The sequence below is a fragment of the Verrucosispora sp. WMMD573 genome (genome assembly GCF_027497175.1).
GTDB lineage: Bacteria > Actinomycetota > Actinomycetes > Mycobacteriales > Micromonosporaceae > Micromonospora.
The window spans coordinates 3,338,830-3,365,393 of the sequence record NZ_CP114901.1 but is presented as its reverse complement, the minus strand read 5'-3'; the positions used below and the strand labels follow the sequence as shown (position 1 = coordinate 3,365,393).

Genomic DNA, 26,564 nt, shown 5'->3' with positions numbered 1-26,564 from the left:
GGGGGTCAGGAGGGGTCGGGGCGGCCTTCGCGCCAGTAGCCCATGAAGGCCACGGCGCGGCGGTCCAGGCCGCGCTCGGCGACCAGGTGCCGGCGGAGGGTACGGATCACGCCGGCCTCGCCGGCCAGCCAGGCGTAGAGCGGTGCTGCCGGGGGTACGTCGGGCACCTCCCAGAGGATCTCGTGGTCCACGTCCACCTCGTCGACCAACTGCGGCCGGCTGCCGTCGAGCGGGGCGCTGGCGAGCAGGTCGTCGGCGGCTGCGGCCACGGCGGCGACAAGCCGACTGCCGTACCCACCGGAACCCCGGGGCAGCCAGGTCACCTCGACGCCGGGCGGCGTGATCAGCGACTGCGCGTCACCGGCCTCCGGGACCTCCAGCAGCACCCGGCCGCGCGCGTCCAGCGGCAACCGTTCGCAGATGCCGCTGATCGCCGGCACCGCCGTCTCGTCCCCGGCCAGCAACAGGCACCCGGTCGACGGGGGCCGGAACTCGATCCCGCCGTGGTCGCCGCCGTACGCCGAGTCAGGGCCCACGATGGCGATCTCGTCGCCGGGGCTGACCCGGCGGGCCCACCGGGTCGCCGGTCCGCCGTCGCCGTGCAGCACCAGGTCGACGTCGACCTCGCTCAGGTACGGCCGGACCGCGCGAACCGTGTAGGTCCGGATCGGGTTGCGCTCGTGATCCGGCAGGGCCCGCCACTGCGCGTACCAGTCCGGCCCCTGCGGAAGGTGGACGCCGGTCTGGCCGGGCAGCGGCAACGCCAGTTTGATCCGCTGGTCGTACCCGTTGTCGGCGAAGCGGTCCAGGTCGGGGCCGGTGAAGGTGACCCGGACGAAGGACGGGCTGAGCCGGCGTACCGCGCGAACCTCGACGGCGAACAGCCGCCAGGGTGCGACGGGCAGGGTGTGGGTCATGGTGCCTCTCCGGGTCGGGTCGGTGCGCTTACCGGGGTGGGGCGGCGGCGCGGGAACGCCACAGCAGCCAGACGAAGTAGGGGGTGCCGATCATGGCGGTGACCAGCCCGGCGGGGATCTGGGCCGGAGCGATCACGGTGCGGCCGAGGGTGTCGGCGAGACTGACCAGGGCCGCGCCGAGCAGGGCGGCGACCGGGAGCACCCGGGTGTGCCGGCCGCCGACGAGGGCCCGGGCCGCGTGCGGTGCGACCAGGCCGACGAAGCCGATCACGCCGACGGCGGAGACTGCCGTCGAGGTGAGCAGGGCTGCCGCGCCGAGCGCGACCAGTCGGGTGCGTTCCAGCCGCACGCCGAGCACCCGTGGGGTGTCGTCGTCGAGCGTCATCAGGTCCAGCTCGCGCCGGGCGGCGACCACGGCGGGGGTGAGCACCAGCAGGGCTATCGCCACCGGCAGCACCTGCGTCGCGGTGCGGCCGTAGGTGGAGCCGGAGAGCCAGGTGAGGGCCTTGCCGGTGTTCCAGGGATCGAAGGCCACGATCATGAAAGTGATCATCGCCATCCCGCCCTGCCAGGCCCCGAAGCCGATCAGGACCAGCCGGTCGGAGCTGAGTCCGCCCCGCCAGGCCGCGCCGTAGACCAGGGCGAAGGCCAGCATGGCGCCGAGCCCGGCGACCCCGGAGACGGCCCAGACGCCAGCGAGCGGCACGAAGGTGAGCAGCGAGACCGCGCCCAGTCCGGCACCAGCGGTGATGCCGAGAATGCCGGGCTCGGCCAGCGGATTGCGGCAGACCGCCTGCACCGTGGTGCCGGCGACCGCCAGGGCCGCGCCGGCCAGCATCGCGGCGGCGACGCGCGGCCACCGCTGGTCCAGCACGAAGGTGTACGCCGGCCCGGTGCTGCCGTTGACCCAGTTGACGATGTCGCCGAGCAACAGCCAGGTGTCCCCGGCGAGCATGCCGAGCAGCACCGCCCCGGCGACGACCGTGGCGGCGACCGCCAGCACGGTGCGGTGGAAGGCCGCGGAGCGTACGGCGGCGTGACCGCCGGCTGGGCGGCGGGTGGGTCCGGCGTCGCGGTGCCGGCGGGCCAACCAGATCAGGATTCCCGCGCCGAACAAGGTGGTCACCACGCCGGTGGGAATGTCGACGCCGGCCTGGCCACCCATCAGGGCCCGCAGCAGCACGTCGGAGCCGAGGACGATGATGATGCCGGCCATGCCGGACAGCGGCAGCAGGATCCGGTGCCGGTGAACTCCGGGCACCAGCGGACCGAGCAGCCGGACGATCACCGGCGCGCAGAGGCCGACGAAGCCGACCGGTCCGGTGAGGGTGACCGCCGCGGCGGACAGCAGCACGGCCAGCACGGTGACGATCAGCCGGGTCCGGCGTACGTCGATGCCGAGCACGGTGGCGGTGTCGTCGCCGAGGGCGAGGATGTCGAGACGGTGGCCGAACAGCATCAGCGCCGCGACGGCGGCCACGATCACGGGGGCGAGTTGAGTGAGCGTGTCGAGGTCGCTCTGCACCAGGGAGCCGTTGCCCCAGGCGAACAGGCCGATGGTGGCCTGCTCGAACAGCAGGAGCAGCAGCATGGTCACCGAGCTGAGCGCCAGCGCGGTGGCCGAGCCGGCGAGGATCAGCCGGGTGGTGCCGGCCTGACCGCCCGACGACATCGCCATCACCAGGCCGGCGGCGGCGAGGCCACCGCAGAAGGCCAGGCCACCGGCGGGCAACGCGGGCAGTGCGATGCCGAACGCCGCGACCGAGACGATGGCCAGGTGCGCACCGGCGTTGACGGCGAGGGTGTCCGGGGACGCGAGCGGGTTACGGGCGATCGACTGAAGTGCCGCACCGGCGAAGCCGAGGGCGACGCCGATGGTCAGCCCGGCGAGCAGCCGGGGCACCCGGGACGCGACGAGCACCCGGGCGGTCTCGTCGTCCCCGCCGGTCAGCAGGCGGAGCAGGTCGAGCGCACCCACGGCGGAGGTGCCCTGGGTCAGGTGCACCGCCACGACCACCAACGCCAGCGCGGTGGCGGCGACGAAGATCCCGACGACGCGGGGAGTGGAGGGGCGCTCGGCCGGAGCCGGCTGGACAGCCGGCTCCGGACGCGGGGGCGCGGACAGCGTGGTCACACCGCGTAGGTGCTGACGAGCTGGTCGATGTACTGCTTGCCGGAGAGCGGCCCACCGAAGGTCCAGATGCCGTCGGGCATCCGGTGCAGGTTGCCCTGCTTGACGAAGGGCAGCGACTTCCAGATGGCGTTGCTGTTCAGCCCGTCGGCGAAGACGTCGACGCCGTCCGAGGCGTTGTAGAAGAAGTGCAGGTCCGGGCTCTTGAGCGCGGTCAGGCCCTCGACGTCGGTCTGGCCCAGGCCCCACGCCGGGTCGGTCTCGCCGGTCCAGGCGTTGGTGAGGCCGAGCTGGATGCCGATCTGGGAGACCAGAGCGCCCTCGCCGAACATCCGGATGCTGACCGTGCTGCCTTCCTTCCAGCCGTCGGCGATGGCGAACGGCTTGCCGGCGGCACCGGCGTCGGCGATCTTCTTCTTGCCGTCGGCGATGGCGGCGTCGAAGTCGGCGAGCAGCTTCTCCGCCTCGACGGTCTTGCCGACCGCGGTGGCGATCATGTTCAGGTCGGTCCGCATCCGGCCGAGGTTGTCCGAGGCGTCGCTGCCCTTGGTCACGATGACCGGGACGTACTTCTCCAACTGCGTGATCACGTTGGCGCCGCGGTCGTCCTCCATGACCACGAGGTCGGGTTGCAGCGCCACGATGGAGTCGATGCTCGGCTCACCGCGCGTGCCGACATCCTTGACGCCCGCGTCGAGCTTGGCGGCGCTGACCCAGGTCGCGTACCCCTTGGGGTCGGCGACCCCGACCGGCATGACGCCGAGGCTGACCAGCATCTCGACCTCGCCCCATTCGAGACCGACCACCTTGGTCGCGGGGGCGTCGAGCTTGACCTCCTTGCCGCGGCTGTCGGTGACGGTGACCGGGCCGCTGGCGGCGGGACTGGTGGCGGCGGGCTCGGTGGTGTTCTCGGTGGTGCCGCAGGCGGCCAGCAGCACTGCGGTGGCGGCGGCCACCAGGGCGGTTACACGGGTACGGGACATGATGTTCTTTCTCGGGTGGGTGTCGTGATCGGTAGGTGCTCAGACCGGGATTCGGGCCAGGTGTCGGCCCACGGGGCGGGTCGTCACCAGCCCGCTGAGCGGGTCGGTGCTGACCTCGATCCGGATGCCGTAGGTCTCGGTCAGGTCGTGTTCGGTGAACACCTCGGCCGGGGTGCCGGTGGCGCGTACCCGGCCACCGTGCAGCAGGACGACCTCGTCGGCCACGGCGGCGGCCTGGTTGAGGTCGTGCAGCACGACGCCGACCGCGACACCGTGATCGTCGGCGAGGTCACGCATCAGGTCGAGAATCCCGACCTGGTAGCGCAGGTCGAGGAAGGTGGTGGGCTCGTCGAGCAGCAGCACCGGGGTGTCCTGGGCCAGGCAGGTGGCCAGCCAGACCCGCTGGAGTTCGCCGCCGCTGAGTTCGTCCACCGGCCGTCCGGCCATGGCGTTGACGCCGGTGACCTCCATCGCGCGGGCGACGGCGGCCGGGCCGTCCGGGTCGTCCGCGCGCCACCGGCCCCGGTAGGGGTGACGGCCGTAGCCGACGACGTCGCGGACGGTGACGCCGTTGGGCACCGGCCGGCTCTGGGCGAGCAGGGTGACCCGGCGGGCGTACTCCTTGGCGGGTAGACCCGCGGCGGCGATGCCGTCGGCGAAGAGCACGCTGCCGCTGTCGAGCGGATGCAGCCGGGCCAGCGCCCGCAGCAGGGTGGACTTGCCGCTGCCGTTGGGCCCGACGAGTGCGGTCACCCTGCCGGGACGCAGGGTGATCGCAGCGCCGTGCACCACCGTGGTGCCGTGGTAGCCCAGGCGCAGGTCGACGCCGCGTAGGCTCTGCTCGGCGTCGTTCGCCATCAGTCCGCTCGACATGCGGTTAGGTTAACCTAACCTAAGTACCTGTCAAGACGCGGGCATGGTTCACTTTCCTCGCGCTCACCCGCCCCCTCTCCACGCCGGCGACCAGGGTCGATACGTCAAACCGCGTCACCCGGCCAGGCCCCTGGCGCGATCCCGGGATGAGCAGCCAAGTGCGGTCGGGCGGGACGCCGGTGCCGGGCCACACCCGTCAGGTGCCTCGAAATCCGTACCGGGGTGGGAGGACAGAGCAGTCGGAGCAGCGGTAACGTTGCGCGTCATCCGTCGCCGGCCCGCCGGCGTGGCGCTCTTCGATCCTACGGAGGATGGGGCATGTCCATCGGCGAGGAGCCGTTCGCAGTCCGCGACGACCTGGCCTCGCGGCCAAATTTCGAGGTCGCCCTGCGGGGGTTCGACAAACGGCAGGTCGAGCGCTATGTCGAGCAGATGGACGGCCGGCTCGCCGCCATTTCTGCGGAACGGGACCGGGCCACCGCACACGTACGGGAGTTGAGCGGAAAGCTCCAGGCGGTCCAGAGCGAGATGGTCGAGCTGCGGCAACGACCGGCGCAAGTGGACAAGGCCACCTTCCAGGACGTGGGCCCGATGGTCGGCCAGATCCTGGACCTGGCCGAGAAGCAGGCCGCGGCGATCATCGACACGCACACCCAGCGGGCCACCAAACTCCAGGCGGAGGCGGAGAAGACGCTCGCCAGCGCGCGGGAACGCACCGTCAAGGCGCTGGCCGACCTTGAGGAGGAACTGGCCGCCCGGCGGGCCGAGCACGAGAAGAAGTACGACGAGCTGCGGGCGGCGGCCGACGCGGAGCTGGCCGAGACCCGCGAGCGAGCCGACAGGTTGCGCGCCGACGGAGAGGCCGCGCACGAGCGTGCGCAACAGGAGGCGCAGCGGATCGGCGAGCAGTGCCGACAGCAGGTCGAGCAGGCCCGTTCGGCGGCGGAGGCGTTGACCACCTCGGCGCGTACCCAGATCCACCAGGAGATCCAGGCGGCCCGGTCGAAGAGTCAGCAGGAGCTGGCGCAGTGGCGGGCCTCGGTCGAGGAGGAACTGGCCGAACGGCGGGCCACGGCCGAGGAGGACCTGACCGAGCAGCGGGCTGCCGTCGAGCGTGAGCTGGCCGCGCAACGGACCGCCGCCGAGCAGCGGGTCAGCTCGATGATCGCCGACGCCCAGCAGTACTCGGCGGAGATCCGCAAGCGCGCCGACGAGCAGGCGACCGAGGTACGCAAGCTCAGCGACGAGCAGGCCGCGGCAGCCGAGGAACAGTTGCACGCCGTCCAGCTTGAGGTCGGGGAACAGCGTCAGGCACTGGCCCAGTTGCACGAGCAGTTGGACGACGCCGAGCAGCAGCTCGACGAGGCGCGCCGCGCCAAGGACACCACCGAGGCCGAGCTGACCCGGCTGCGGCAGCTGCTGGAGGAGACCAGCCACGAGCTTGTGGCGGAGCGTCAGCGGCTGGACGAGGTCCGTCGGGCAGCCGAGGCCGCCGAGCGGCACGCCAAGGAGACCCGGGCCCGGGTGCAGCGGGAGGCCAAGCGGGTCGCCGATCTGGCGGCTGCAGCGGTGATGGCAGCCGCGGCCGGCGGCGGCGAGACCGCCGAGTATCCCATGGTGGCCGCCCGACTCGGGGTTACCCGGACCGGTGCCGACGCGGCCACTGCGGGCGGCGGCGAGGTGACCTCGGCGGCCGGTGGTCAGGCCGAGGGGGCGGCCCCCGCTGCCGAGGTGGACGCCGAGCCGGCCGGGTCGGACCCGGAGCGGACGGTCACCGACCCCGCCGACCCGGCAGGCCAGGACCGCAACGGAGCCGCGCCCGGCAGGCCGGGCAACCCACAGCCGGGCGCGGGCAAAGTCGGTGCCGGGCCGGAGCACGGTGCCCGCCCGTCGGTGGATCCGGTGGCTCGCGCGGCGGCGGCGGTGGCGGCCGGCGGGCCGGGCGGCATCGACTGGTTCGCCGGCCAGCCGGCGAACCAGCAGTCCGACCAGGACGAGCCGGCGGCACCAGCCGCAAACGACACCGACCGGGCGCCCGAGCCCGCAGCGAACTGATCGGGCCACCCGAGCGGAGCGGGGTGCCGATCGATCTGTCCGGGCACGCCTGCCGGACGGCAACCTGAGCCCGTCCGCCGGTCGACCACCGGCGGACGGTTCCTCAGCACGGCCGGCGGGGCAGCCAGCCGAGAAAGCGGTTACGCGCCCGGGCCAGCGGCAGCCCGGGTAGGTCCCGGGCGGCGGCGAGCAGACAGGAGCCCAGGTAGACCGCGAGCGCGGCGCGGGCCCCGCCGAACTCCGCGAGCAGTTGGCTCTGCTTGACCGCGCACGGCCACTCCTGTCCGCAACCGGTGCAGGTCCAGCTCGGCGGCGAGGGCAGGTGCTCCGGCGGCTTGGCCGAGCGGTAGCGGACAGCGGCGCTGTTGCCTCGGCCGACCCGGCTGACCGGCCGGGGTGGATCACCAGGCGCGGAAGGTTGGCAGTTGAACAGTTCCCGTCGCGCAAGGCCGAGCGCCCCGCCCACCCGGACCAGCGCGTCCGGCCCCGGGCGGTAGCCGACCAGGGCACCCAGCAGGTGGTGACCCAGCAGGTCGAAGGCGTCCGGCCCGAGGGCGAGGTCGCGACAGAGCGCGATCAGTCGCGTCGGTGCCGACACCCGCTGCGCCACCAGGGCACCGCGCAGCACGTCCCGCAGGGCGCCACCCAGGTCGGACGTACGAGATCCCACGATGCCGGTCAGGTCTGTCTCACCGGCGATCCGCCGGCGCGCCTCAGCCGTCGCCAGTCGGACGATGTCAGTCGGATCCTTGGTCTCCAACACCCCACCCCTTCACCCGTTGGTCGATCAGCTACCCCTCGTTCGACACCCTTCGCATGATCATGGCCACGGAGGGTCGTCGGCTAGCCCGGTGCGCGCACGCCGGACCGTACCGATTAGCCCGAAAACGAAAACTCCCCTGACATCGACAACGAGCGAGATCCACCGGCGCGACGGATGCGCCGCGAAAACTTCATGGGACTTCCTCCTTTGTGGATACCATCGATGGGAATCCTGGCTCTGCATGTCCTATCGCTCTCCGGATCCACCACGTCTCGCCGGGCGTCGTCCCGGCGTGCCGAAGCGCCCTCCGTCCAGGTCGATGGAGACGTATTGAAGACGAAGGTTCCGACTGCCCACCGGTTCGACAGCCGCGACCCGGAGACGATCCACGACTTCCTGGCGTACGCCTACCACGCCAAGGTCGCCTTCCGCGCCGCCCCCGGCGTCCACTACCGGCTCCGCCACCAACGGGTCGACGCGGGCCCGTTCTGGTTGGAGTCGGTGGACCAGTCCACACAGCTCGATCTCGATGTCGAACCGCCCGGCGCGCTGGTGATCTGCGAGATCCTCAACGGACGCGTCGACCGCTCAGGCGCCGGTGCCTACGGCCGGTACAACCCGGGCGACGTCTTCCTGGCCACCCTCCCCGACCTTTCCTGCTCGCTGCGCTGGCTGCCGGGCAGGGTCAGCGTCTGCCTGCTCGACCTCTCCGTGCTGGACCGGGTGACCGGCACCGCGTCCGCCGGGCGGGTGAGGGCGGTCCAGTTCTGCGGTCTGTCCCCCGCCTCCCCGGCGCTGGCCGGACTGTGGCGGCACACCACCAGCTACCTCAACCACGTCGTACTGGGCAACCCGTACGCGTACCGCGAGCCCCTGATCATCGCCAACGCGGCCCGGATGCTGGCCGCCTCGGCCCTGGCGGTCTTCCCCAACTCCACTGCCGGCTGGCCACACGCCACCGACCGGCGGGCCGCGACCACCGCCACGCTCCGCCGTGCCACGGCCTTCATCGAGGAGTACGCCGACCGCGACATCGGTGCGGCCGACATCGCCGCCGCGGCCCAGGTCTCGCTGCGGACCCTGCAACTGGCGTTCCGTCGACACCTCGACACCACCCCGATGGCGCACCTGCGCCGGGTCCGGCTCGACCGCGCCCACCGCGACCTGATGCAGGCCGACCCCCGCCAGGAGACCGTCTCCGCGATCGCCTCCCGGTGGGGGTTCCTCAGCCACAGCCGGTTCACCGCGCGTTACCACGCCACCTACGGATTTCCGCCCAGCCGCACCCTGCACGCCTGACGCCCACCCTGACCGACCACCCGCGGCGGGCCACCGTCCGCACGATGGCCGCCCCGCCTCATAAGTGCCAGAATCGCACCATGCGGGGTACGCTCGTCGGCCGCGACGGGGTGTTCGACCAGGCCTGGCGCGCACTGCGCGAGCCGGGGTCGGTGCTGTTGGAGGGGCCGGCCGGCATCGGCAAGACGACGTTGCTCCGGGAACTGGTCACCGAGGCGACGCGGGCCGGCTGGTCGGTGCTGACCTGCGCGCCGACCGAGTGCGAGGCCGAGCTGCCCTTCGCCGCCCTCGCCGACCTGCTCCGGCCGCTGGCGGACCTGGTGGTGGAGTTGCCGCGCCCGCAGCGTGTCGCGGCCGAGATGGTGCTGCTCACTCGGGACAGCGACGAGACCGTCGACGAGCGGGTGGTCGGCGCCGCCACCCGATCACTGCTGGAGGCGGCGCTCGCCGCCGGCCGGCCGGTGCTGGTCGCCGTGGACGACTCGCCGTGGCTGGACCGCCCGAGCGAACGAGCGCTACGGTTCGCTCTGCGCCGGGTCGCGCCCGGGCTGTCCGCCCTGGTCAGTTGCCGCACCGACAACACGTCGGCGCTGCGGATCGCGCCACTCGGGCTCGACTCCGGTCCCGGCCGACTGACCCGGCTGCCACTGGCCCCGCTGGGAGTGGGTGCCCTGCACCACGTCCTGCGCGAGCGGGTCGGCGCCACCCTGAGTCGTTCCCTGCTCGCCCGGATCGCCCGGGAGGCTGCCGGCAATCCACTGGTCGCCATCGAGGTCACCCGCGCGGTGCAGCGCCTGCCGCAGCCACCGGAGCCGGCGCAGGATCTGCCGGTGGCCTCGTCCATGCACCAACTCCTCGGTGAGGTGCTCGCCCGGCTGCCGGCCCGCTGCCGGGACGCCGTACGGCTGGCCGCCCTGCTCGGCGTGCCCCTGCTTCGGGACCTGGCCGCGGCGGGGATCTCCCCCGCCGCGTTCGATGCCGCCGAGGAGGCCGGCCTGCTGGTGGTCGGGGCGGCGCGGGTGGAGTTCACCCATCCGGTCTACGCGGGCGCGGTCCGCGCCGGCATCCCGCCCGGCGTCCGGCGCGGCCTGCACCGCCGGCTCGCCGAGGTGGTGACCGATCCGGACGAACGGGTCCGGCACCTGGCCCTGTGCACGACCACGCCGGACCCGGTGGTCGCCGACGCCCTCGCCGCGGCTGCCGCCCGGCAACACGCGCGGGGCGCGCCGGAGGCCGCCGCGAACCTGTACGAGTCGGCCGCACGGCTCACACCGGCGGACGATGAGGCCGGCCGGGGCCAGCGGCTGCTGGCGTCGGCCCGCTGCCGCTTCGGGTGCGGCGACCACCCGGGCGCGCGCGTCGCCGCCGAGGCGGTGGCCGCCGAGTTCGGCGGCGACGTCCGCGCGGAGGCGCTGCTGTTGCGCGCGGTGGTCGCCTGGAGCGCCGACGAGTCCGGCGGCACGGCGGTCGAGGCCGCCGGGCGGGCACTGGCGGCAACCCGCCCGGATTCACCGCTGGCCGGCCGGATCCACGCCCACCTGGCGCTCTTCGTCGACCTGCCGGATCCGGCGCGGGCCCATGCCGAGGCAGCCATCGCCCTGCTCACCGGCCCCGGGGGAGACCGCGCACTGCTCGCCGCGGCGCTGCTGCACCTGTTCTTCAACGAGGTACGCGCCGGCGAACCACCTCGCGTCGGACTGCTCGACCGGGCGCTGGAGATGGAGGGACCGGAGCCGTCATGGCTCGCCGGCACGATCCCGGCGATCTGGTGGAAGTCGATCGACGATCCGGCTCAGGCCCGCCGACGGCTGGGCAGACTGCTGGACCTGGCAGCGGCGCGAGGAGATGAACCCTCGCAGTACGACCTGCTCAAACACCTCGGCGAGACCGAGCTGCTCGCGGGACGGTGGTCGACTGCCGAACGGCACATCGCGGCCGCCCGCGAGCTCGGTGAGCTGCTGGGCACCGAGGCGACCGCGGAAATCTGGCTGGCCGGGCTGCTCGACGCGCTCCGCGGCCGACTCGACGTGGCGCAGCGGGTGGCCGAGGCGGGGCTCCGACTGGCCGAGCAGCTCGACGACGACTGGTGCCGGCGGATCCACCTGCAACTGGCGGCGTTCGTCGCGCTCTGCGCCGGCCGGATGGCCGACGCCGCAGCCGGGTACGGCCGGCTCGCCGCGACGGTCGACCGGATGGGGCTGGCCGAGCCGCTTGCCCAGCGCTTCGAGACCGACTGGATCGAGGCCTGTGTGGGCGCCGGCGACCTGGTCACGGCAAGCGACGCCCTGACCCGGCTGGCGGAACGTCACCGGCGGTTGCCCCGCCCGTGGACGCTGCTGGGGCTGGCGCGCAGCCGCGCCCTGCTGGACAGCGCCAGTGGTGTCGATCCCTCGGCCGCCCTGGACGACCTCGCCGCCGCGCGGGCCGCCGTGCCGCCGGAGGTCCTGCCGCTGGACCGGGCCAGGTGTCTGCTGGTCGAGGGCATGGTGCACCGCCGGTCCCGCCGCAAGCGGCCGGCCCGGGAGGCGCTGGCCGCCGCGGCGGCCGAGTTCGACGCCCTGGGCGCGGCGGTGTTCGCCGGGCGAGCCCGCGCCGAGGCCGCCCGACTCGGGGGGCGCCCGCCCGCGCCGTCGGACCTCACCGCCACCGAGGAGCGGGTTGCCCGGCTCGCCGCGCAGGGACGGACCAGCCGGGCTATCGCCGACGAGCTGTTCGTCAGCCCGAAGACAGTCGAGACCAACCTGTCCCGGGTCTACCGCAAGTTGGGCATCTCCCGCCGGGCGGAACTGGGTGCCGCGCTGGCGCGGGTAGGTGGACCCGACGAACGGTCACGCCGACCGGCGGCCACGGCCGGTGCGCCGACCGGCACGGCCAAAGGCTAGGGAAACGCCGGATTCCTCGACGGCCGTCTGGTCGTAGCGTCGAGACGTCACTACCGGCGGACCGGCTTCCGGACGGGCCGCTGCCGGCCCTGGTCGATCCGTGCCGCGAGCAGCGCGGCGATCGTCCGTGCCGGGTGCTCGAACAGCCCGGCCGGTAGCGGCCTGGTGTCAGAAGGGAACCGAACCTGTGCGTCGACTGATCCTGCCCGCAGTGCTCGCGGCCGCGCTCGCGCTGACCGGCTGCGACAGCGCCGAACCTGCGCCGCCGACGGCCGGCCCCGGCGCGGACGTGGAGACCGAGTCGGACGTGCCCGCCGACGGTGCCGGCACCGAAGCCCCGCCCTGCCCGTTCACTGCGGCCCAGATCTCCGAGTTGATCGGCGAGTCCATGGTCGACGACGGCAACTGCAGCTTCGGCGACGGCAAGGGGGTGGCGGCGCTGTCCGTGACGACCGCATCCCAGTTGGCCGGCGAGACGACCTACGACTTTCAGCGCCAACAGGCCGAGCAGACCTACCGGACGGTGACGGACCTCGACGGCGACGGCAAGGGCTATCTGGCGGTCAAGGACATCGGCGCCGAGGCGGTGCTCGTCGGCGGCGCTGGCAGTTTCACCGTGACGTTGAGCAGCTTCGAGCGCCTCGGCGCCCAGCCCGACGGCTACGAGCAGGCTGTACGCCGGCTGCTCGACGCCCTCCCCCGGTGACACCAGGCCCCGAGGAGACGACCGTGAGGTACCGCAAGCTCGTCGCGACGGCCGTCGCCGTCGCCGCTCTCACCGCCTGCGGCGGCAACGCCGAACCCGCCGCCGCGCCCCCGCCACCGACCGAGGCAGCGCAGCCGGCGCCGCCCGTCGAGGCGACCGAGGCAGCGGAGCCGTCGACCGAGGCGCCGCCTGTCGACGCCTGCGCCCTGGTCCCCAAGGAGGACGCCGAGAAGCTGGCGGGCACCCCCCTGGAGGATCCGGTGCCGGTCCGCGAGACCTGCACGTACAGCGGGCCGGTCTCGGGCCCGTTGGCGCAGGTGGAGGTCTACGTGGGCGACGGGGCCAAGAAGATCCTCGACGTCGACCGCGATCTCGACCACGAGTTCGAGACGCTGTCCGGGATCGGGGACGAGGCGTACCTGGAGGACGGCGCGGTCTTCGTACACGCCGCCGGGGTATGGGTGGCCATCCGACTGGTCCGGCTGGACGACCCGGCCAAGTACGACAAGCCGCTGACCGAGCTGGCCCGGACGGTCGCCGGGCGGCTCTGAGCCCGGCCGGGGCCGCTCACGCCGCCTTCCGCTCGGCTGGCGATCCTTCTCCCTCGTGACGCCGCAGCTCGTGACGCTCTGCCTCGAAGCGTCGCCGGATCACGGCGACGGCCTCCTCGTCGTGGCAGCCGAGGCTGCGTAGCAGGTCGGTGGCGACGGTACGGATCTGGGCCACCACCACGCTGCCGGAGAAGCCCACCCCCTCGTCGTACGCCTCGGCTGCCCGGTCGACCGCCTTGAGGACCAACTGCTCGGACCGGTTCGTGTGCTGCCCGCTCTCCGCCTCGACCTGGAGCAACGCCAGGGCGTCGCCGAAGTAGTGCACCGCGGCCGACAGCCCGGCCGGATTCGGTTCCTCGTCGCGCACCGCGGTGGCCGCCCGGCGCAGCATCTCCTGGCCGCCCCCGACGGCCAGGTCGAGGTAGCGGGTACCTCGTTGGTAGTGCTCGAACTCAGCTCGTCGGTGCCAGCGGGCCGGCGACACCGCCACCGCCTCCCGTGCACCGGAGACCGCGTCGTTGAGCAGGGCCAGTTGCGGGCTCAGGCCGTACAACCCGTCCCGGGCCGCGGCCACTGCCGCGGCGTCGCCCCGGGACATCCCATCCGCGGCGTTGTGCAGGTGTTCGATCAGGGCGGCGAAGAGGGGGCGGGCGGCCCGCTGGATGATCCGCACCGGATTGACCGGCAGCACGGCCACCACCACCACGGCGGAGATCGCGCCGATGACCGCGTCGATGACCCGGGGCACCTCAAGCCCCCGCTGGATCGGCGAGAGGGTGGCGATCAGCACCGCCGTGCCGCCGGCCTGGGTGACGACCGCGCCACCCCGGCTCATGCTCAGCGCGAGCAGGATGGCCAGGGCGACCACGGTGCCGATCTGCCAGGGTCCGGTGCCGATCACCATGATCAGGGCGTCACCCACCAGTAGACCGGCCAGCACGCCGACCAGCAGTTCGAGGGTGCGGCGGGTCCGCCGGCCGATCGCGGCGGCGATGGTGCCGACGGCGGCGCTGGGGGCGAACACCGGCGACGGGTGGTTCAGCAGCTCGTGCGCCAGCGTCCAGGCGAGCGCGGCGGCCGCGCCCGCCTGAACGGCGAGGATCGCGTACAACTCCAGGCTCCGGCGTCGCTCCCGCCAGCCGATGCGTCGACTGAGGCCGCCGACGGTCTCGGCGACCCCGGCCTCGATCCGGCCGCCGGCACGACGCGCCCAGCCCCTGTCGTCGTCCTCCGCCGCCACGCCGCCGACTACCCCGCCAGGCCACGCTCATTCGCTGCCCGCCGTACCGGCCGCCGGGACCGGGCCAGCGTGCCGTCGCCGATCCGCCGGACGCCCAGGTCCCAACCGTTCCGGTGCGCCTCGCCGGTGCGCTTTCCCGCCGAACCACCGCCCTCACCTGCACAGAAAGCAGATAAATCGTGGTACGTCGATTGACAAAGTTCATGATCCCAACTTATGGTGCGAGCCGGCCGGGTGTTTCCGGTGGCCCGGCGACGCCCGGCCAGCCACCCCGTTGACACCATCACCACGCGAGGAGCGTCATGGCTGGGCTGAAGGGCACACTACGCAGGACACGTTGGCGATTCGGCCTGGTCGTCAGCGGCGTCGCCGCACTACTGGCCGGAGCCGGCCTGATCACCGCCGGCACCGCGCACGCGGCGGCCGGATGCCGGGTGGCGTACTCCGCCCCCAGCCAGTGGCCGGGCGGATTCACCGCCAACGTCGCCGTGACCAACCTCGGCGACCCGCTCAACGGCTGGCGGCTGACCTGGACGTTCCCCTCGGGGCAGCGGGTCACGCAGGCGTGGAACGCCACGGTCACCTCCTCCGGCAACGACGTCACCGCCAGCAACGTCAGCTACAACGCCGCGCTGGGCACCAACCAGACCGTCTCGTTCGGCTTCAACGGTTCGTGGTCCGGCAGCAACACCGCACCGACCACCTTCGCCCTCAACGGCGTCACCTGCACCGGCAGCGTCGGCACCACCCCGCCGCCGACCACCACCCCGCCGCCGAGCACGCCACCGCCGAGCACCCCGCCACCGACCAGCCCGCCGCCGGCCGGCGACCCGATGGCCTACGTGGCCGCGATGCAGCCCGGCTGGAACCTCGGCAACACCTTCGACGCGGTCGGCGCCGACGAGACCGCGTGGGGCAACCCACGCGTCACCCAGGCGCAGCTCGACGCCATCCGGGCGCAGGGCTTCAACAGCATCCGGATCCCGGTGACCTGGAGCAACCACCACGGGCCCGCGCCGTCGTACACCATCGACGCGGCCTGGCTCAACCGCATCAAGGAGGTCGTCGGCTGGGCCCTGGACGACGGCTTCTACGTGATGATCAACCTGCACCACGACTCGTGGCAGTGGATCCACGAGATGCCGACGAACCGGACCACGGTGCTCAACCGCTACAACGCGCTGTGGACCCAGATCGCCGCCGCGTTCCGGGACCACTCGCCGAGGCTGCACTTCGAGAGCGTCAACGAGCCGCAGTTCGCCAACAGCTCCGGCGACGCCCAGAACGCGGAGCTGCTGCACGAGCTGAACGTCAACTTCCACCGGATCGTACGCGCCTCCGGCGGCACCAACGCCACCCGGATGCTGGTCCTGCCGACCCTGCACACCTCATCCGAGCAGGCCCGGATCAACGAGCTGACCACGACGATCAATCAGCTCAACGACCGCAACCTGATCGCCACCGTGCACTTCTACGGGTACTGGCCGTTCAGCGTCAACGTCGCCGGTGGCACCCGCTTCGACGCCACCACCCAGCAGGATCTGACCGACTCGTTCGACCGGGTGCACAATGCCTTCGTGACCCGCAACATCCCGGTCGTCATCGGCGAGTACGGGCTGCTCGGCTTCGACCGGCACACCGGCACCATCCAGCAGGGCGAGAAGCTCAAGTTCTTCGAGTTCCTCGGGCACTACGCGCGATCCAAGCGGATCACCACCCAGCTCTGGGACAACGGCCAGCACTTCGACCGGGTCGCCTTCCAGTGGAAGGACCCGGAGCTGTGGGCACAGATCAAGTCGAGCTGGACGACCCGCTCCGGCACCGCGTCGTCCGACCAGGTGTACGTGCCGCGTACCGGCTCGATCACCGCGAAGTCGCTGACCCTGAACCTGAACGGCACCACCTTCCAGGGTTTGCGCCAGGGCAGCACCAACCTGGTGCAGGGCACCGACTACACGGTGTCCGGCAACCAGCTCACCATCACCGCGAGCGCGCTCACCCGGCTGGTCGGCAACCGGGCGTACGGGGTCAACGCCAGCCTCCAGGCCCGCTTCTCGGCCGGTGTGCCCTGGCGGATCGACGTGATCAGCTACGACACGCCGGTGCTCTCCAACGCCACCGGCACGACCGCTGCCTTCGCCATCCCGACCCAGTTCCGCGGTGACCAGCTCGCCACCATGGAGGCGAGGTACGCCGACGGCAGCAACGCCGGCCCGCACGACTGGACGTCGTTCAAGGAGTTCGACGTGGCCTTCAGCCCCGACTACCCGGGTAACCGGATCACGTTGACCGACACCTTCTTCGGCGAGGTCCGCGACGGGGCAGCGGTCACCCTCACCTTCCACTTCTGGAGCGGTGCCCAGGTCACCTACCGCGTCACCCGGTCCGGCGGCAACGTCACCGGGGTCACCGGCTGACCCGCCACGCGCCACCGGCCGCCCACCGGGTGGCCGGTGGCGCGCGGCGGTCATCATGGGCTCATGATCCGATTCCTGCTGAACGTGCTCTGGCTCATCTTCGGTGGCGGCCTGGTGCTGGCGGTCGGCTACGGCATCGCCGCCCTGATCTGCTTCGTACTCGTCGTCACCATCCCGTTCGGCGTGGCGTCGCTGCGGCTGGCGTCATACTCGCTGTGGCCCTTCGGCCGGACCCTGGCACCCAAGCCCGGCGTCGGGGTGGCCTCGGGTCTGGCCAACATCATCTGGGTGCTGCTGGCCGGCTGGTGGCTGGCGCTCTCGCACATCGTCGCCGGCGTCGGCCTCTGCCTGACCATCATCGGCATCCCGTTCGGCGTGGCCAACTTCAAGCTCGTCCCGGCGGCCATCTGGCCGCTGGGTCAGGAGGTCGTACCCGCGCCCTGATAGTCGACACATCGCCGAGCACGAGCTGGGCACGGTCGACATCCTGGTGAACGATGCCCAGCTGCGCTGACGATTCACCAGTGGGCGCCGCCGCAGATGCCTTCGGCATCGCGTGGCTCGACCTGCAACGTGGCGTGCTCGATGCGAAAGCGGTCGTGCAGCAGCTGCCGGGCGGCGGCCAGCACCGGGGCCAGGTCCGCACCGGTGTCCAGGGTGAGGTGCGCCGAGGCCACCTCCATGCCCGAGGTCAGGGTCCACAGGTGCAGATCGTGCACGTCGGCGACGCCGTCGAGCCCACGCAGGCCGTCGCGTACCTCGGCGACGTCCACGTGCGGCGGCGCTGCCTGCACCAGCACCCGCAGCGCGGCGCGGGCGAGGCGGTAGGTGCGGGGCAGGATGAACAGGCCCACCCCGACGGCGACGATCGGGTCCGCGTACCACCAGCCGGTCAGCGCGATCACCCCGGCCGCGACCAGCACGCCCACCGAGGCGAGCAGGTCACCGAGGACCTCCAGGTAGGCGCCGCGCACGTTGAGGCTCTCCGTCGACCCGGCGCGCAGCAGCAGGAAGGCGACCACGTTGGCGACCAGCCCGCCGGCGGCCACCGCCAGCATCGGGCCGACCAGCACCTCCGGTGGCTCGTCGAACCGCCGCAGCGCCTCCACCAGCACGTAGAGGGCCACCCCGGAGAGCAGCACCGCGTTGGCCAGCGCCGCCAGGACCTCCATCCGGTACAGGCCGAAGGTTCGCTGGCCGTCCCGGGAGGCCCGGCTCGCGGCGGTGATCGCGGCGAGCGCCATGCCGATGCCCAGCACGTCGGTGAACATGTGCCCGGCGTCCGACAACAGGGCCAGGGAACCGGTCACCCAGGCTCCGACCGCCTCCACCAGCATGAAGATCGCCAGCAGGGCGAAGGCCGCCCACAGGCGCCCGCGGTGCTTCTCCCCCGCCCGGGCAACCTGCTGCCCGTGATCGTGCCCGGCACCCACCCGTGCCCCCTCTCGCCGCCCCCAAAATATGCGTACATTGCTATGAGCGCAAGCATTGGGCCGGACCCCGACGGCCCGGCGAGGAGCCTCAGCGGCTCGGCGAGCCGTCACCATCGGCGGTCACCTGGCGGCGGACCGTCTCGGGCAGGTCGACTCCGGCGACGCGGAGCCAGGTCCCCCGGAGAGCCGCGAGCCCCAACCGGTCGACCAGGCGACGCAGGTGGCCCGGGGCCGGGCCGGTGGCCGGGTTCGGAAAGTCGTCGAACTGGGTCACGCAGCGCACCACATGTTCCAGGGCCGCCGCCAGATCGCCCCGCCGCTCCGCGAGCAGCCCCAGCGAGCCGTGGCAGGAGGCGACGCCGATCCGGTTACCGGCCCGGGTGAAATCGGCGAGCGCCCGGCGGTACCACTCCTCCGCCGTCACGTCCCGTCCCCGAGCCTCGGCCAGGGTGCCCAGCGCGTGATGGGTCAGGCCGAGCTGGCTGCTGTCCGCCGCGATGGTGGCCGCCGGAATCGACCGCCGATACCACTGCTCGGCGATGTCCCACCGCTGCCGCCGTTGCTCAAGCGCACCAAGTTCGTAGCAGACGAACGCCGCACCCAGCAGATCGCCCGCCTGCTCCCGGGCCACCAACGCCTGGCTGTACCAACGCTCGGCGGCGTCGAAGTCGCCTCGGTAGTGGGCGACCTCGCCGAGAGCGACAAGCACCGTGGCCGTCCCGCGCTGGTCGTACATTTCTTCCCGCACCGCCAGCGCCTCGCGGTACCACCGCTCCGCCGCGTCGAAGTCCTGCCGCATCCACGCCACCTTGCCCAGCGACTGGCACGAGGTGGCGACACCGGGCTGGTCGCCGGCCTCCCGGCTACCGGACATCGACTTCTCGTACCACTGCTCCGCCTCGTCCCACCTCCCCTTGGCCACGGCGATGTCGCCGTACCACTGGTGGACGCTCGCCACGCCGTGCGGATACCCGAGTTCCTGCGCGATGCCCAGCACCCGCTCGAACCAGCGCAGCGCCTCGTCGTGCCGACCCGCCCGCATGCACAACTGGCCCAACTGGCCGGCCACGACCGCCAGCTGCCGTTGGCGCTGGCTGCTCTCCGGCTGATCGAGCAGCACATCGTGGACCTTGTGGTACATGGCCTCCGATGCCACCGGGTCGGCCTGCGGGGACCGGTTCAGCTGGGCGCTGACGAAGAACAGCCACAGGGAGCTGCCCTGCGCCGGGGTCCTCGGCGGCTCACCGTCGGCATCCTCCACCGCGAGGCGTACCCGGTCGGTCCAGCCGTCGGCCTCGTCGGTGCGCCCACTCCATCCCCACTCCTCGTTCATCAGCAGGCCGAGATGCAGTGCCTGCGCCCACATCCCGGCGTCGAGCGCCCCACGCAGCGCCTGGCTGAGATTGGACCGGTGCAGGTGGGCGATGGCGTGTCCCCACAGCGGCTCGCCGCGCAGCAGCTGTTCGTAACCCCAGTTGGCCAGGACCGCCATCGCGTCGACAAGCGCGCGGCGCGCGGCGGCGAACTCGACCGCGAAGCTGTCGGCGGCTGCGGCACGCCACTCGCCCAGGAAGTACGCCGGCAGCGCCGGGTGCAAGCGGTAGGTGCCCGAGCCGCTGTCGACGAGCAGTCCGACGTGGGTCGCCTCGTTGAGCACCGCCACCCACTCGTCGGCGGTGACGTGGCGGAAACGCTCGGGAGCGTCGGGGTTTGCCGACAGCAGCACCAGCACGTCGGCGTCGGTGATTCCCTGGAACAGCGCGGTCACGGTCAGCAGGCGACGACTGTGGGACGGCAGCCGGGAGCTTGAGTAGGACAGGCTGGCCGCCAGCGAGCCCGTACGCCCGGTCCCGTACCCCTGGGGCAGCTCCGCCATGCCGCGCAGGCCGGCGAGCAGTACGTCAGGGTCGGTGGTCTCCAGATGCGGCAGCACCAGCCGCATCGTCAACGGGTGCCCGTCGAGCCAGTCGAGCAGTTGCTGGAACGCCGGCTGACTGCGTCTGCGTACCGCGTCGGGATAGGGCGCCAGCAGTCGGTCGGTATACTCCGCACTCTCCTCCGGCCCGAGACCACCCAGCTCGATCCGCCGCACCTCGCCGAGCCGAGCCTCGTCGGTCCGGCTGGTCACCAGCACCACACTGCGACCGAGGCCGGCCAGGAAGTCCTGGAGTTCACGCCTGTCGCGTTCGCCGTCACGGGCGTCGTCGGCGCCGACCGCCTCGAAGTTGTCCAGGATGATCAGGAGGCGTTCGCGGCGTAGAAGTTGGTCGACCATGGCCCGTCGCCGCCCGTCCTCGGCGGACGCGAAGGCGGGGCCGAAGACCTGTAGGCCGATCTCCGTGACGAGGCCCACCACTCCGAAGGTGGGCCCGCCGGGTTCGAAGGAATACCAGACCACGTGCTCGGGCGACCGGACACCAGAGGTGTCGCGCCACCACCGCCCGAACGCCTTGGCCAGCTCCGACTTGCCCACCCCGGCCGGTCCGTGCAGCAGGATCACCGGACAGGTGACGGCGGACGCCTCCAGCCGGTGGAACTCGTGGTCGCGCCCGACGAAGGCGCCGACGGCGGTGAGCGCGCGGTGCTCCGCCACGGACGCCGGCGGACCCGGCCGGTCCGGGAACCGCACCTCCGCGCGGGCGTAGTGGACCGGGATCACCCAGTCCTCCAGCGGTCGCCGACCGGCCGGGCTCGGTCGCTCGGGGTGACGCGCCATCCGGGCCCGGCCGGACAACACCGCCTCGGCCACCGTGGCGCCCGAGAACAGCCGCTGGTAGAACGCGGTCATGAACTCGGCGGCGGCGACCGCGTACACCGTGTAGGCCATCGCCACGACTGCGGTCGCACCACCGGCGACCAGCCGGGTGGCGACGGCCGCCTCCACGGTGGACCCCATGGCCCCGGACTGACAGGCGTTGAGCACGACGACCGGCACCCGGGCGTCGGCGAGTACCCGGGCCAGCTGTGCGGCCCGTACCCGCTCTGCCCCGACCCCTGGCTGCTCCAGCAGCAGCACCGCCTCCTCGGCCAACTCGCCATGGCAGTCCAGATGCACGATGTGGAAAGGTCTGCCCGCCACCCGTGCCCCGATCAGCGTCTCCGCGAGACGTTCCAGCGTCGGTGGTCGCAGCACGACCACCTCTGCCCGGTGGTCGACGGCGGCGAGCATCGGCCGGGCGATGCTGCGGAACGCCACGTCCCGCTCGCCGTCGGGGCGGGCGATGACCATGAGGACCCGCGGTTGCTCGTCGGCGACCGCGATGCCCGCGGCCCGCTCATCGGACGCCAACATCCGGGTGATGCGTACGCCGTCCAGGGCCAGCGGTGTCGGCCGGGTCGGGTCGGCGAGAAGCTCCCACGGCAACCCCAGCCAGTCGGGGCGGTCCGACCGGAAGACGACCTCCGGTGCCGACGAGGCGCGCAGCAGTTCGTACTCCTCGGGTGCGGTGCCGAAGACCACCGCGAACATGGCCCGGCCCCACTCGATCAGCCGGGTGGCGACCCCTTCTCCGCGCTCGGCGTACGCCCCGAACGGGGCCCGTAGGAAATCCTCCAGGTACCACCGCAGGTCGGCGAGAGCATCCTCGTCGAGGAGAGTGAGATCCTCGACTTCAGGTGACACGACGGCCCGGCGTGGCTCGGGAAAACTGACTCGCACCGGCGCGTCACCGATTCTCACCCTCGGTGATGATCTTATCGACCACCACCTCGATGACCAGATCCCGTTGCTGTGTCGGCACCCCGCCCGTCTCCGACAGCGCGACCCGGATCTGTCGTGCGACGACCTCCCGGTTGGCGCTGCTCCGGTTGTCGCGCCGGTTCTGGTAGATGGTCCAAGCGAGCGTCGCCGCCGCGACGATCAACGACGCCACGGCCACCACGTCCACGTACCGGTCTGCGTTGCGGTCCGGGGCGTGCAGCTCGGCGAGCACGTCGGCACGGAGTCGCTCGTCACCACCGATCCGGTCGACGGCGGCCAGCGCGGCTCGCTCCACAGCGACGGGTACCTCGGCCATGTCGGGTGCTCCTCTGCTCTGGTCCACGGCCTCAAGTGTCGTCGATGGTGGCACCCCACGGCGGTGTCGCTACCGGTCGGTCCGGCACCATCGCGCACGAGCGGCAGGCACGGCGCGGAGGTCGTCAGCGGGCGCGCCGGTTGGCGCGCAGGGCGCCGAGGATCACCTTCGGTGCGGCCAGCGAACTCGGGTGCTTGCGCATCGAGACGACGTCGTTGAACCGGCGGGCTGTGGTCACGTCGGTGACGGTCGCCGCGACGATCTGCCGGCTCACCCAGCTGGAGAACCGGTAGCCGCGTGGGTAGGGACCCTCGACGTGCGGCAACGCCAGGTCGGCCGAGGTCGAGATCGACCAGGCGGCATCGACCACGATCTTCTGAAGGGCGAAGAAGTGGCGGGCCGGCAGCGCGAGGTCCGGACCGGGCCGCAGGTAGTGCGCCAGGCAGGCCGCGTGCAGCGCGGCGGCGGTGATGCCCTGCCCGTACACCGGGTTGAACGAGGCGACCGCGTCACCGACGCTGACCAGCCCGCCCGGCAGCCGGGTCACCGCGTGGAAGTCCCGACGCCGGCTGTCGGCGTGCCGGTAGGTCTGCACGTCGCCGAGGATCTCGCTGTCGGCGACCGTCGCGAACTCCGGCGGGAACTGCTCCCGCAGCCGGCGGACGAAATCCTCGGCGGTACGGCCGGGACGGTGCTCCCCGTAACCGGCCATCATCGCCATCCATCGACCGTCCTCGATCGCGAAGAACGCGGCACCGGCGACGTCCACGGACCTCGTCGGGCTGTGCAGCGCCAGCACCACGGTGTGCTCGGGCTCCGCCTCGTCGCGTCGGAACAGGGCGGTCGCGTAGTTGAGGTGCACCGTCATCCGCCGCAGCGCCGGCCGCTCCCACCCGGCCTCCGCCAGCCACTCGGAGAGCCGGCTGGACCGCCCCATGGCGTCCACCACCAGGTCGGCGTGCTCGACACCGGGCGAACCGCCGACCTCGCACCGGACCCCGCTGGTCACCGCACCGTCGAACACCAGCCCGGTGGCCCGCGCGGTGACGGTCTTGACATTGGGTAGCCGCAACACCTGCTGTCGGATCAACGACTCCAGCAGCGGCCGGCTGCCGGCCAGGCTGTCGGCGTCGTCCGGTACGACGACCTTCAGCCGGCCGTCCAGGTAGTTGCGCCGGGCCGCGGGCGGTGCCTCGATCGCCCCCTGCGCCAGCGCCTGGTCCCGGAAGCCGGGGAACAGCTGCTCCAACTGGAGGAAGCCGCCGGGCAGCAGGGCGTGCAGTTGTGTCCCCTGTGGCACGCCCGGTCGTCCAGCGGTCGCCTGCAGGTCGTCGCGGTCGATGACCACCACGCTCTCGGCGTGATCGGAAAGCACCCGGGCGGCCAGCATGCCGGCGATGCTGCCGCCGATCACCACCGCCTTGCCCATGACGGGGGACGCCTGGTCGGGCGGTCGCACCGCGTTCAGCGCGGCGAGGACCCGAGCCGGAGAGAGGGACATCGTGCTCTCCAAAGGGGTGCGAGGTATGGCGCCTTCCCGCCTGCCTGCCAGCGACCGATGCTCGGGGCAGACCGACGGGGCCGGGCGGTAGGCATGACGCCCAACGATCGTTGCACAGCGAGGGAACGCCAACGGTGATCCATGCCACGCCCGCTCACCCCTGTCTCCGGCCGGCTCAGCTGCGGACGGCATCTCCCCGCGCCGGTTCCCGGCCGGCACCCACCCGGTTGACCAGGTAACCGAAGGCGGCGGCCGTGAAGAACATGACGATGCCGTAGACGGCGCCGGGAATCGCCATCTGGGTGCTGTTGAGCAGCGCCGGGCTGAGCGCGACGGTGATGGCCAGCGTGCTGTTGTGGATGCCGATCTCGAACCCGGCCGCCTTGGCGGCGCTGGGCTCGACCCCGGCCAGCCTCGGCACGCCGTACCCGATGCCGAGGCTGAGCAGGTTGAACGCCAGCACGGCCAGCCCGACGGAGACGAAGTAGTCGGCGAGATTCTCCCGCTCACCGAGCACCGCACCGGCGATCACCGCGACCAGAACCACCACGGACAGCACCCGGACCGGGCGATCCAACCGCTGCGCGACCCGGGCCGACCGTGCCCGGATCAGCATTCCGAGGGCGACCGGGACCAGCACGATCGCGAACACCTGGAGCACCTTGTCGAACTGCAGTCCGATGCTGCGCGCGTCGCCGAGGAAGTACGCCGCCGACAGGTTGACCACGATCGGGAGGGTGAACACCGCCAGCACCGAGTTGATCGCGGTCAGGGTGATGTTCAGGGCCACGTGACCGCCGAAGAGGTGGCTGTACAGGTTGGCCGTGGTGCCGCCCGGCGACGCGGCCAACAGCATCATCCCGACGCCCAGCTCGGGCGGCAGGTCGAAGGCGAGCACCAGGCCGAAGCAGAGCGCCGGCAGCAGCAGCACCTGGCAGACCAGGGCGATGACGGCGGCCTTCGGGTGTCGGGCCACTCGGCGGAAATCGCTTGTGGTCAGGCCGAGACCCAGACCGAGCATGATGATGCCGAGGGCGACGGGTAGTCCGATAAGGGTCAGGGCGGAGTCCATGACACGACATCGTTACTACCTGGTAACGCACTCGCAATCCTCCATGTGGCTGGGCTGTCGTCAGAGCTGGACGACCTGCCCCACCCGGGGCGGGGTACGGCCCGCGAGCACGTCGAGCCAGGCCCGCTCCAGGGCGGCCGGGCCGGTGCCGAGCTGGACGTCGAGCCATCCGCCGGCCAACTCGGCGAAGCGTCGCCAGGCGGCGGCGAAGCGTCGGTCGAGCCCGTCGCGACCCCAGTCCAGTCGGCGTTTGCGCATCTGCACCGGAGCGAAGAAGACCTCCCCTGCCGCATCGGCGTTCGGGATCTGGTTGGTCAGACCGACCGCGATGTCGCGGACCAGCCGGTCGCCGAGGCGACGCCGCAGGGCGACCCGGGTCGCGGGCGCACCGGACAGGTCGAGGTAGGCGGTCGGCACCGGATCGAGGGCGGCGATCCGGTCGTACGACAGCACCTCGTCGTAGCAGCCGAGCGAGCGGGTGAACGCGAGGTTGCCGGGCGAGGTGAGCCCGACCAGGCGCGGGCCACGTCCGCGCAGTTCGACGGCGGCGGCGTACGCGGTCTTGCTGGATGCCGAGGAGAACACCAGCGACGTCGCGCCGTAGCAATCGTTGTCGACGATCTGGTCGGCCAGCATGAAGGAGGTGAAGAAGAGCGGCCGGAACAGGGTCAGCAGGTCCTCCTGGTCGGCGCGGTACGCCGGGTCGCCGACGGTCGAGCGGTATCCGTTGTACGGCGAGGGCAGCTCGGCCCGGTGCGCACTGGCGTCCCGGAACCCGGTCGCGTCCACCCTCGCCGGCCGCACCACCAGGTGCCCGGCCGGCGGAAGATAGCCGTACACCCGCTGCCCCACCTCGACCTCGCTGACGGTCGAGGCGACCACTTCGGCGAAGCCCCACAGCGGCGGCAGGCCCCACTGCCCGTCCAGCCCGTGCCGGTCGGGCGGGAAGAACTCCCAGTAACGCATCGACTCGCCGAGCACCGCATAGGTGACGTTGTTGGCGGTCAGTCCGACGCGGTCCACGCGCAACAGCGCCTCGCCGTCGGACAGCTCCGGCACGGCACGCTCCACCAGGGTGGTGCGGCTCAGCTCGGCACGGTCCACGGCGAACGTCCAGGAGGCAGCCATGCTGAGACGCTAGGCAGTCAACGCCACCGAAACAAGATGCACTGCTAGTGCAAAATCCCACTCCGCGTGACTACCCGGCCGCCATGCGGCGGGTCAGTTCGGCCGCCCGGTACGCCGCGACCTGCCGGGCCTGGCCGGCCACGAACCGCCGCAGCGGTGCCGGTGCGTGCGCGGTGATCCATTCGTCGACCCGGGTGCCCTCCGGTACCGGGGTCAGCTCCACCACCGCGCGCAGGGACACCCAACCCGGGCTGCGCACCTCGCTGACCAGCGGGCCGTGTGGTGGCGTCGAGACCATGCGTACCCGGATGCGGTTGTCCCACCGCAACGGCCCGACCAGCCGGAACCGCTCGACGGCGAGGTAGTCGGCGGTCGCGCGGCCCTCGGCGTCGTGACCGTGCCACACGTCGTCGACCGCCACGATCAGCGGCGACAGTCCGATATAGCTGCGCGGATCGGCCAGGTGCGCGCACACCACGTCGGGCCGGGCCGCGACGGTGTAGGTGGTCTCGAACGCGATCGACGGCTTCCGGTCCTCGGGCACGCCCCATCGTGGCACGCCAGCGACACGACCGTGTCCCGCCGCCGGCGTGCCCG

At 72.2% G+C, this 26,564-nt stretch carries 20 protein-coding genes; 7 read left to right on the top strand and 13 right to left on the bottom strand.

What is annotated here, in order from left to right:
* Positions 1 to 5 precede the first annotated feature (5 nt).
* The 4 genes from O7601_RS15455 to O7601_RS15440 are packed head-to-tail and all read right to left on the bottom strand — an operon-like array spanning position 6 to position 4,904.
* On the bottom strand, positions 6 to 917 hold the full coding sequence (locus O7601_RS15455) for a siderophore-interacting protein (protein ID WP_281561835.1): 912 nt from the start codon (positions 915 to 917) through the stop codon (positions 6 to 8).
* A 28-nt stretch (positions 918 to 945) separates the two neighbouring features.
* Positions 946 to 3,051, bottom strand: a complete 2,106-nt coding sequence (locus O7601_RS15450) for an iron ABC transporter permease (protein WP_281561834.1) — start codon at positions 3,049 to 3,051, stop codon at positions 946 to 948.
* Entirely contained in the window at positions 3,048 to 4,031 is a 984-nt protein-coding gene (locus O7601_RS15445; RefSeq protein WP_281561833.1) for an iron-siderophore ABC transporter substrate-binding protein, read from the bottom strand. The genes O7601_RS15450 and O7601_RS15445 overlap by 4 nt, the downstream gene beginning before the upstream one ends.
* A gap of 39 nt (positions 4,032 to 4,070) precedes the next feature.
* Complete coding sequence (locus O7601_RS15440; RefSeq protein WP_281561832.1) at positions 4,071 to 4,904, bottom strand: ABC transporter ATP-binding protein; 834 nt, start codon at positions 4,902 to 4,904, stop codon at positions 4,071 to 4,073.
* A gap of 318 nt (positions 4,905 to 5,222) precedes the next feature.
* On the opposite strand from O7601_RS15440, the gene O7601_RS15435 reads away from it, so the two are divergent.
* Positions 5,223 to 6,959 (top strand): hypothetical protein, encoded by a 1,737-nt coding sequence (locus O7601_RS15435; RefSeq protein ID WP_281561831.1) that lies wholly within the window; start codon positions 5,223 to 5,225, stop codon positions 6,957 to 6,959.
* Between the two features lie 103 nt (positions 6,960 to 7,062).
* On the opposite strand, the gene O7601_RS15430 is transcribed toward O7601_RS15435, so the two are convergent.
* Positions 7,063 to 7,722: a hypothetical protein gene (locus tag O7601_RS15430; RefSeq protein WP_281561830.1), complete on the bottom strand. Its 660-nt coding sequence runs from the start codon at positions 7,720 to 7,722 to the stop codon at positions 7,063 to 7,065.
* Between the two features lie 330 nt (positions 7,723 to 8,052).
* Here O7601_RS15430 and O7601_RS15425 point away from each other — a divergent pair, with 330 nt between their 5' ends.
* From O7601_RS15425 to O7601_RS15410, 4 genes are all read left to right on the top strand, one after another.
* Positions 8,053 to 9,021 (top strand): helix-turn-helix transcriptional regulator, encoded by a 969-nt coding sequence (locus O7601_RS15425; RefSeq protein ID WP_281561829.1) that lies wholly within the window; start codon positions 8,053 to 8,055, stop codon positions 9,019 to 9,021.
* Between the two features lie 80 nt (positions 9,022 to 9,101).
* Positions 9,102 to 11,903, top strand: coding sequence for a LuxR family transcriptional regulator (locus tag O7601_RS15420; RefSeq protein ID WP_281561828.1), 2,802 nt, complete (start codon positions 9,102 to 9,104; stop codon positions 11,901 to 11,903).
* A 187-nt stretch (positions 11,904 to 12,090) separates the two neighbouring features.
* On the top strand, positions 12,091 to 12,609 hold the full coding sequence (locus O7601_RS15415; protein ID WP_281561827.1) for a hypothetical protein: 519 nt from the start codon (positions 12,091 to 12,093) through the stop codon (positions 12,607 to 12,609).
* Between the two features lie 23 nt (positions 12,610 to 12,632).
* Positions 12,633 to 13,160: a hypothetical protein gene (locus tag O7601_RS15410; protein ID WP_281561826.1), complete on the top strand. Its 528-nt coding sequence runs from the start codon at positions 12,633 to 12,635 to the stop codon at positions 13,158 to 13,160.
* Between the two features lie 16 nt (positions 13,161 to 13,176).
* On the opposite strand, the gene O7601_RS15405 is transcribed toward O7601_RS15410, so the two are convergent.
* On the bottom strand, positions 13,177 to 14,400 hold the full coding sequence (locus O7601_RS15405) for an FUSC family protein (RefSeq protein WP_281561825.1): 1,224 nt from the start codon (positions 14,398 to 14,400) through the stop codon (positions 13,177 to 13,179).
* Between the two features lie 302 nt (positions 14,401 to 14,702).
* On the opposite strand from O7601_RS15405, the gene O7601_RS15400 reads away from it, so the two are divergent.
* Together O7601_RS15400 and O7601_RS15395 are read left to right on the top strand one after the other, a co-directional pair.
* Entirely contained in the window at positions 14,703 to 16,817 is a 2,115-nt protein-coding gene (locus O7601_RS15400; RefSeq protein WP_281561824.1) for a cellulase family glycosylhydrolase, read from the top strand.
* A gap of 63 nt (positions 16,818 to 16,880) precedes the next feature.
* Entirely contained in the window at positions 16,881 to 17,261 is a 381-nt protein-coding gene (locus O7601_RS15395; RefSeq protein WP_281561823.1) for a YccF domain-containing protein, read from the top strand.
* Positions 17,262 to 17,335: 74 nt separating this feature from the next.
* On the opposite strand, the gene O7601_RS15390 is transcribed toward O7601_RS15395, so the two are convergent.
* The 7 genes from O7601_RS15390 to O7601_RS15360 all read right to left on the bottom strand — a co-directional run bounded on the left by O7601_RS15390 (position 17,336) and on the right by O7601_RS15360 (position 26,511).
* On the bottom strand, positions 17,336 to 18,250 hold the full coding sequence (locus O7601_RS15390) for a cation diffusion facilitator family transporter (protein WP_281561822.1): 915 nt from the start codon (positions 18,248 to 18,250) through the stop codon (positions 17,336 to 17,338).
* Between the two features lie 88 nt (positions 18,251 to 18,338).
* Complete coding sequence (locus tag O7601_RS15385; RefSeq protein ID WP_281561821.1) at positions 18,339 to 21,872, bottom strand: tetratricopeptide repeat protein; 3,534 nt, start codon at positions 21,870 to 21,872, stop codon at positions 18,339 to 18,341.
* A 43-nt stretch (positions 21,873 to 21,915) separates the two neighbouring features.
* A complete protein-coding gene (locus tag O7601_RS15380) occupies positions 21,916 to 22,266 on the bottom strand; it encodes a hypothetical protein (RefSeq protein WP_281561820.1) in 351 nt (116 codons plus the stop codon).
* Positions 22,267 to 22,390: 124 nt separating this feature from the next.
* Positions 22,391 to 23,767 carry an FAD-dependent oxidoreductase gene (locus tag O7601_RS15375; RefSeq protein WP_281561819.1) on the bottom strand — a complete coding sequence of 459 codons (1,377 nt, stop codon included), beginning with the start codon at positions 23,765 to 23,767 and terminating at the stop codon, positions 22,391 to 22,393.
* 175 nt (positions 23,768 to 23,942) lie between these two features.
* On the bottom strand, positions 23,943 to 24,839 hold the full coding sequence (locus tag O7601_RS15370) for a bile acid:sodium symporter family protein (RefSeq protein ID WP_281561818.1): 897 nt from the start codon (positions 24,837 to 24,839) through the stop codon (positions 23,943 to 23,945).
* 60 nt (positions 24,840 to 24,899) lie between these two features.
* Positions 24,900 to 25,967 carry a DUF2855 family protein gene (locus O7601_RS15365; RefSeq protein WP_281561817.1) on the bottom strand — a complete coding sequence of 356 codons (1,068 nt, stop codon included), beginning with the start codon at positions 25,965 to 25,967 and terminating at the stop codon, positions 24,900 to 24,902.
* Between the two features lie 70 nt (positions 25,968 to 26,037).
* Positions 26,038 to 26,511 carry an SRPBCC family protein gene (locus O7601_RS15360; RefSeq protein ID WP_281561816.1) on the bottom strand — a complete coding sequence of 158 codons (474 nt, stop codon included), beginning with the start codon at positions 26,509 to 26,511 and terminating at the stop codon, positions 26,038 to 26,040.
* Between the last annotated feature and the right edge of the window lie 53 nt (positions 26,512 to 26,564).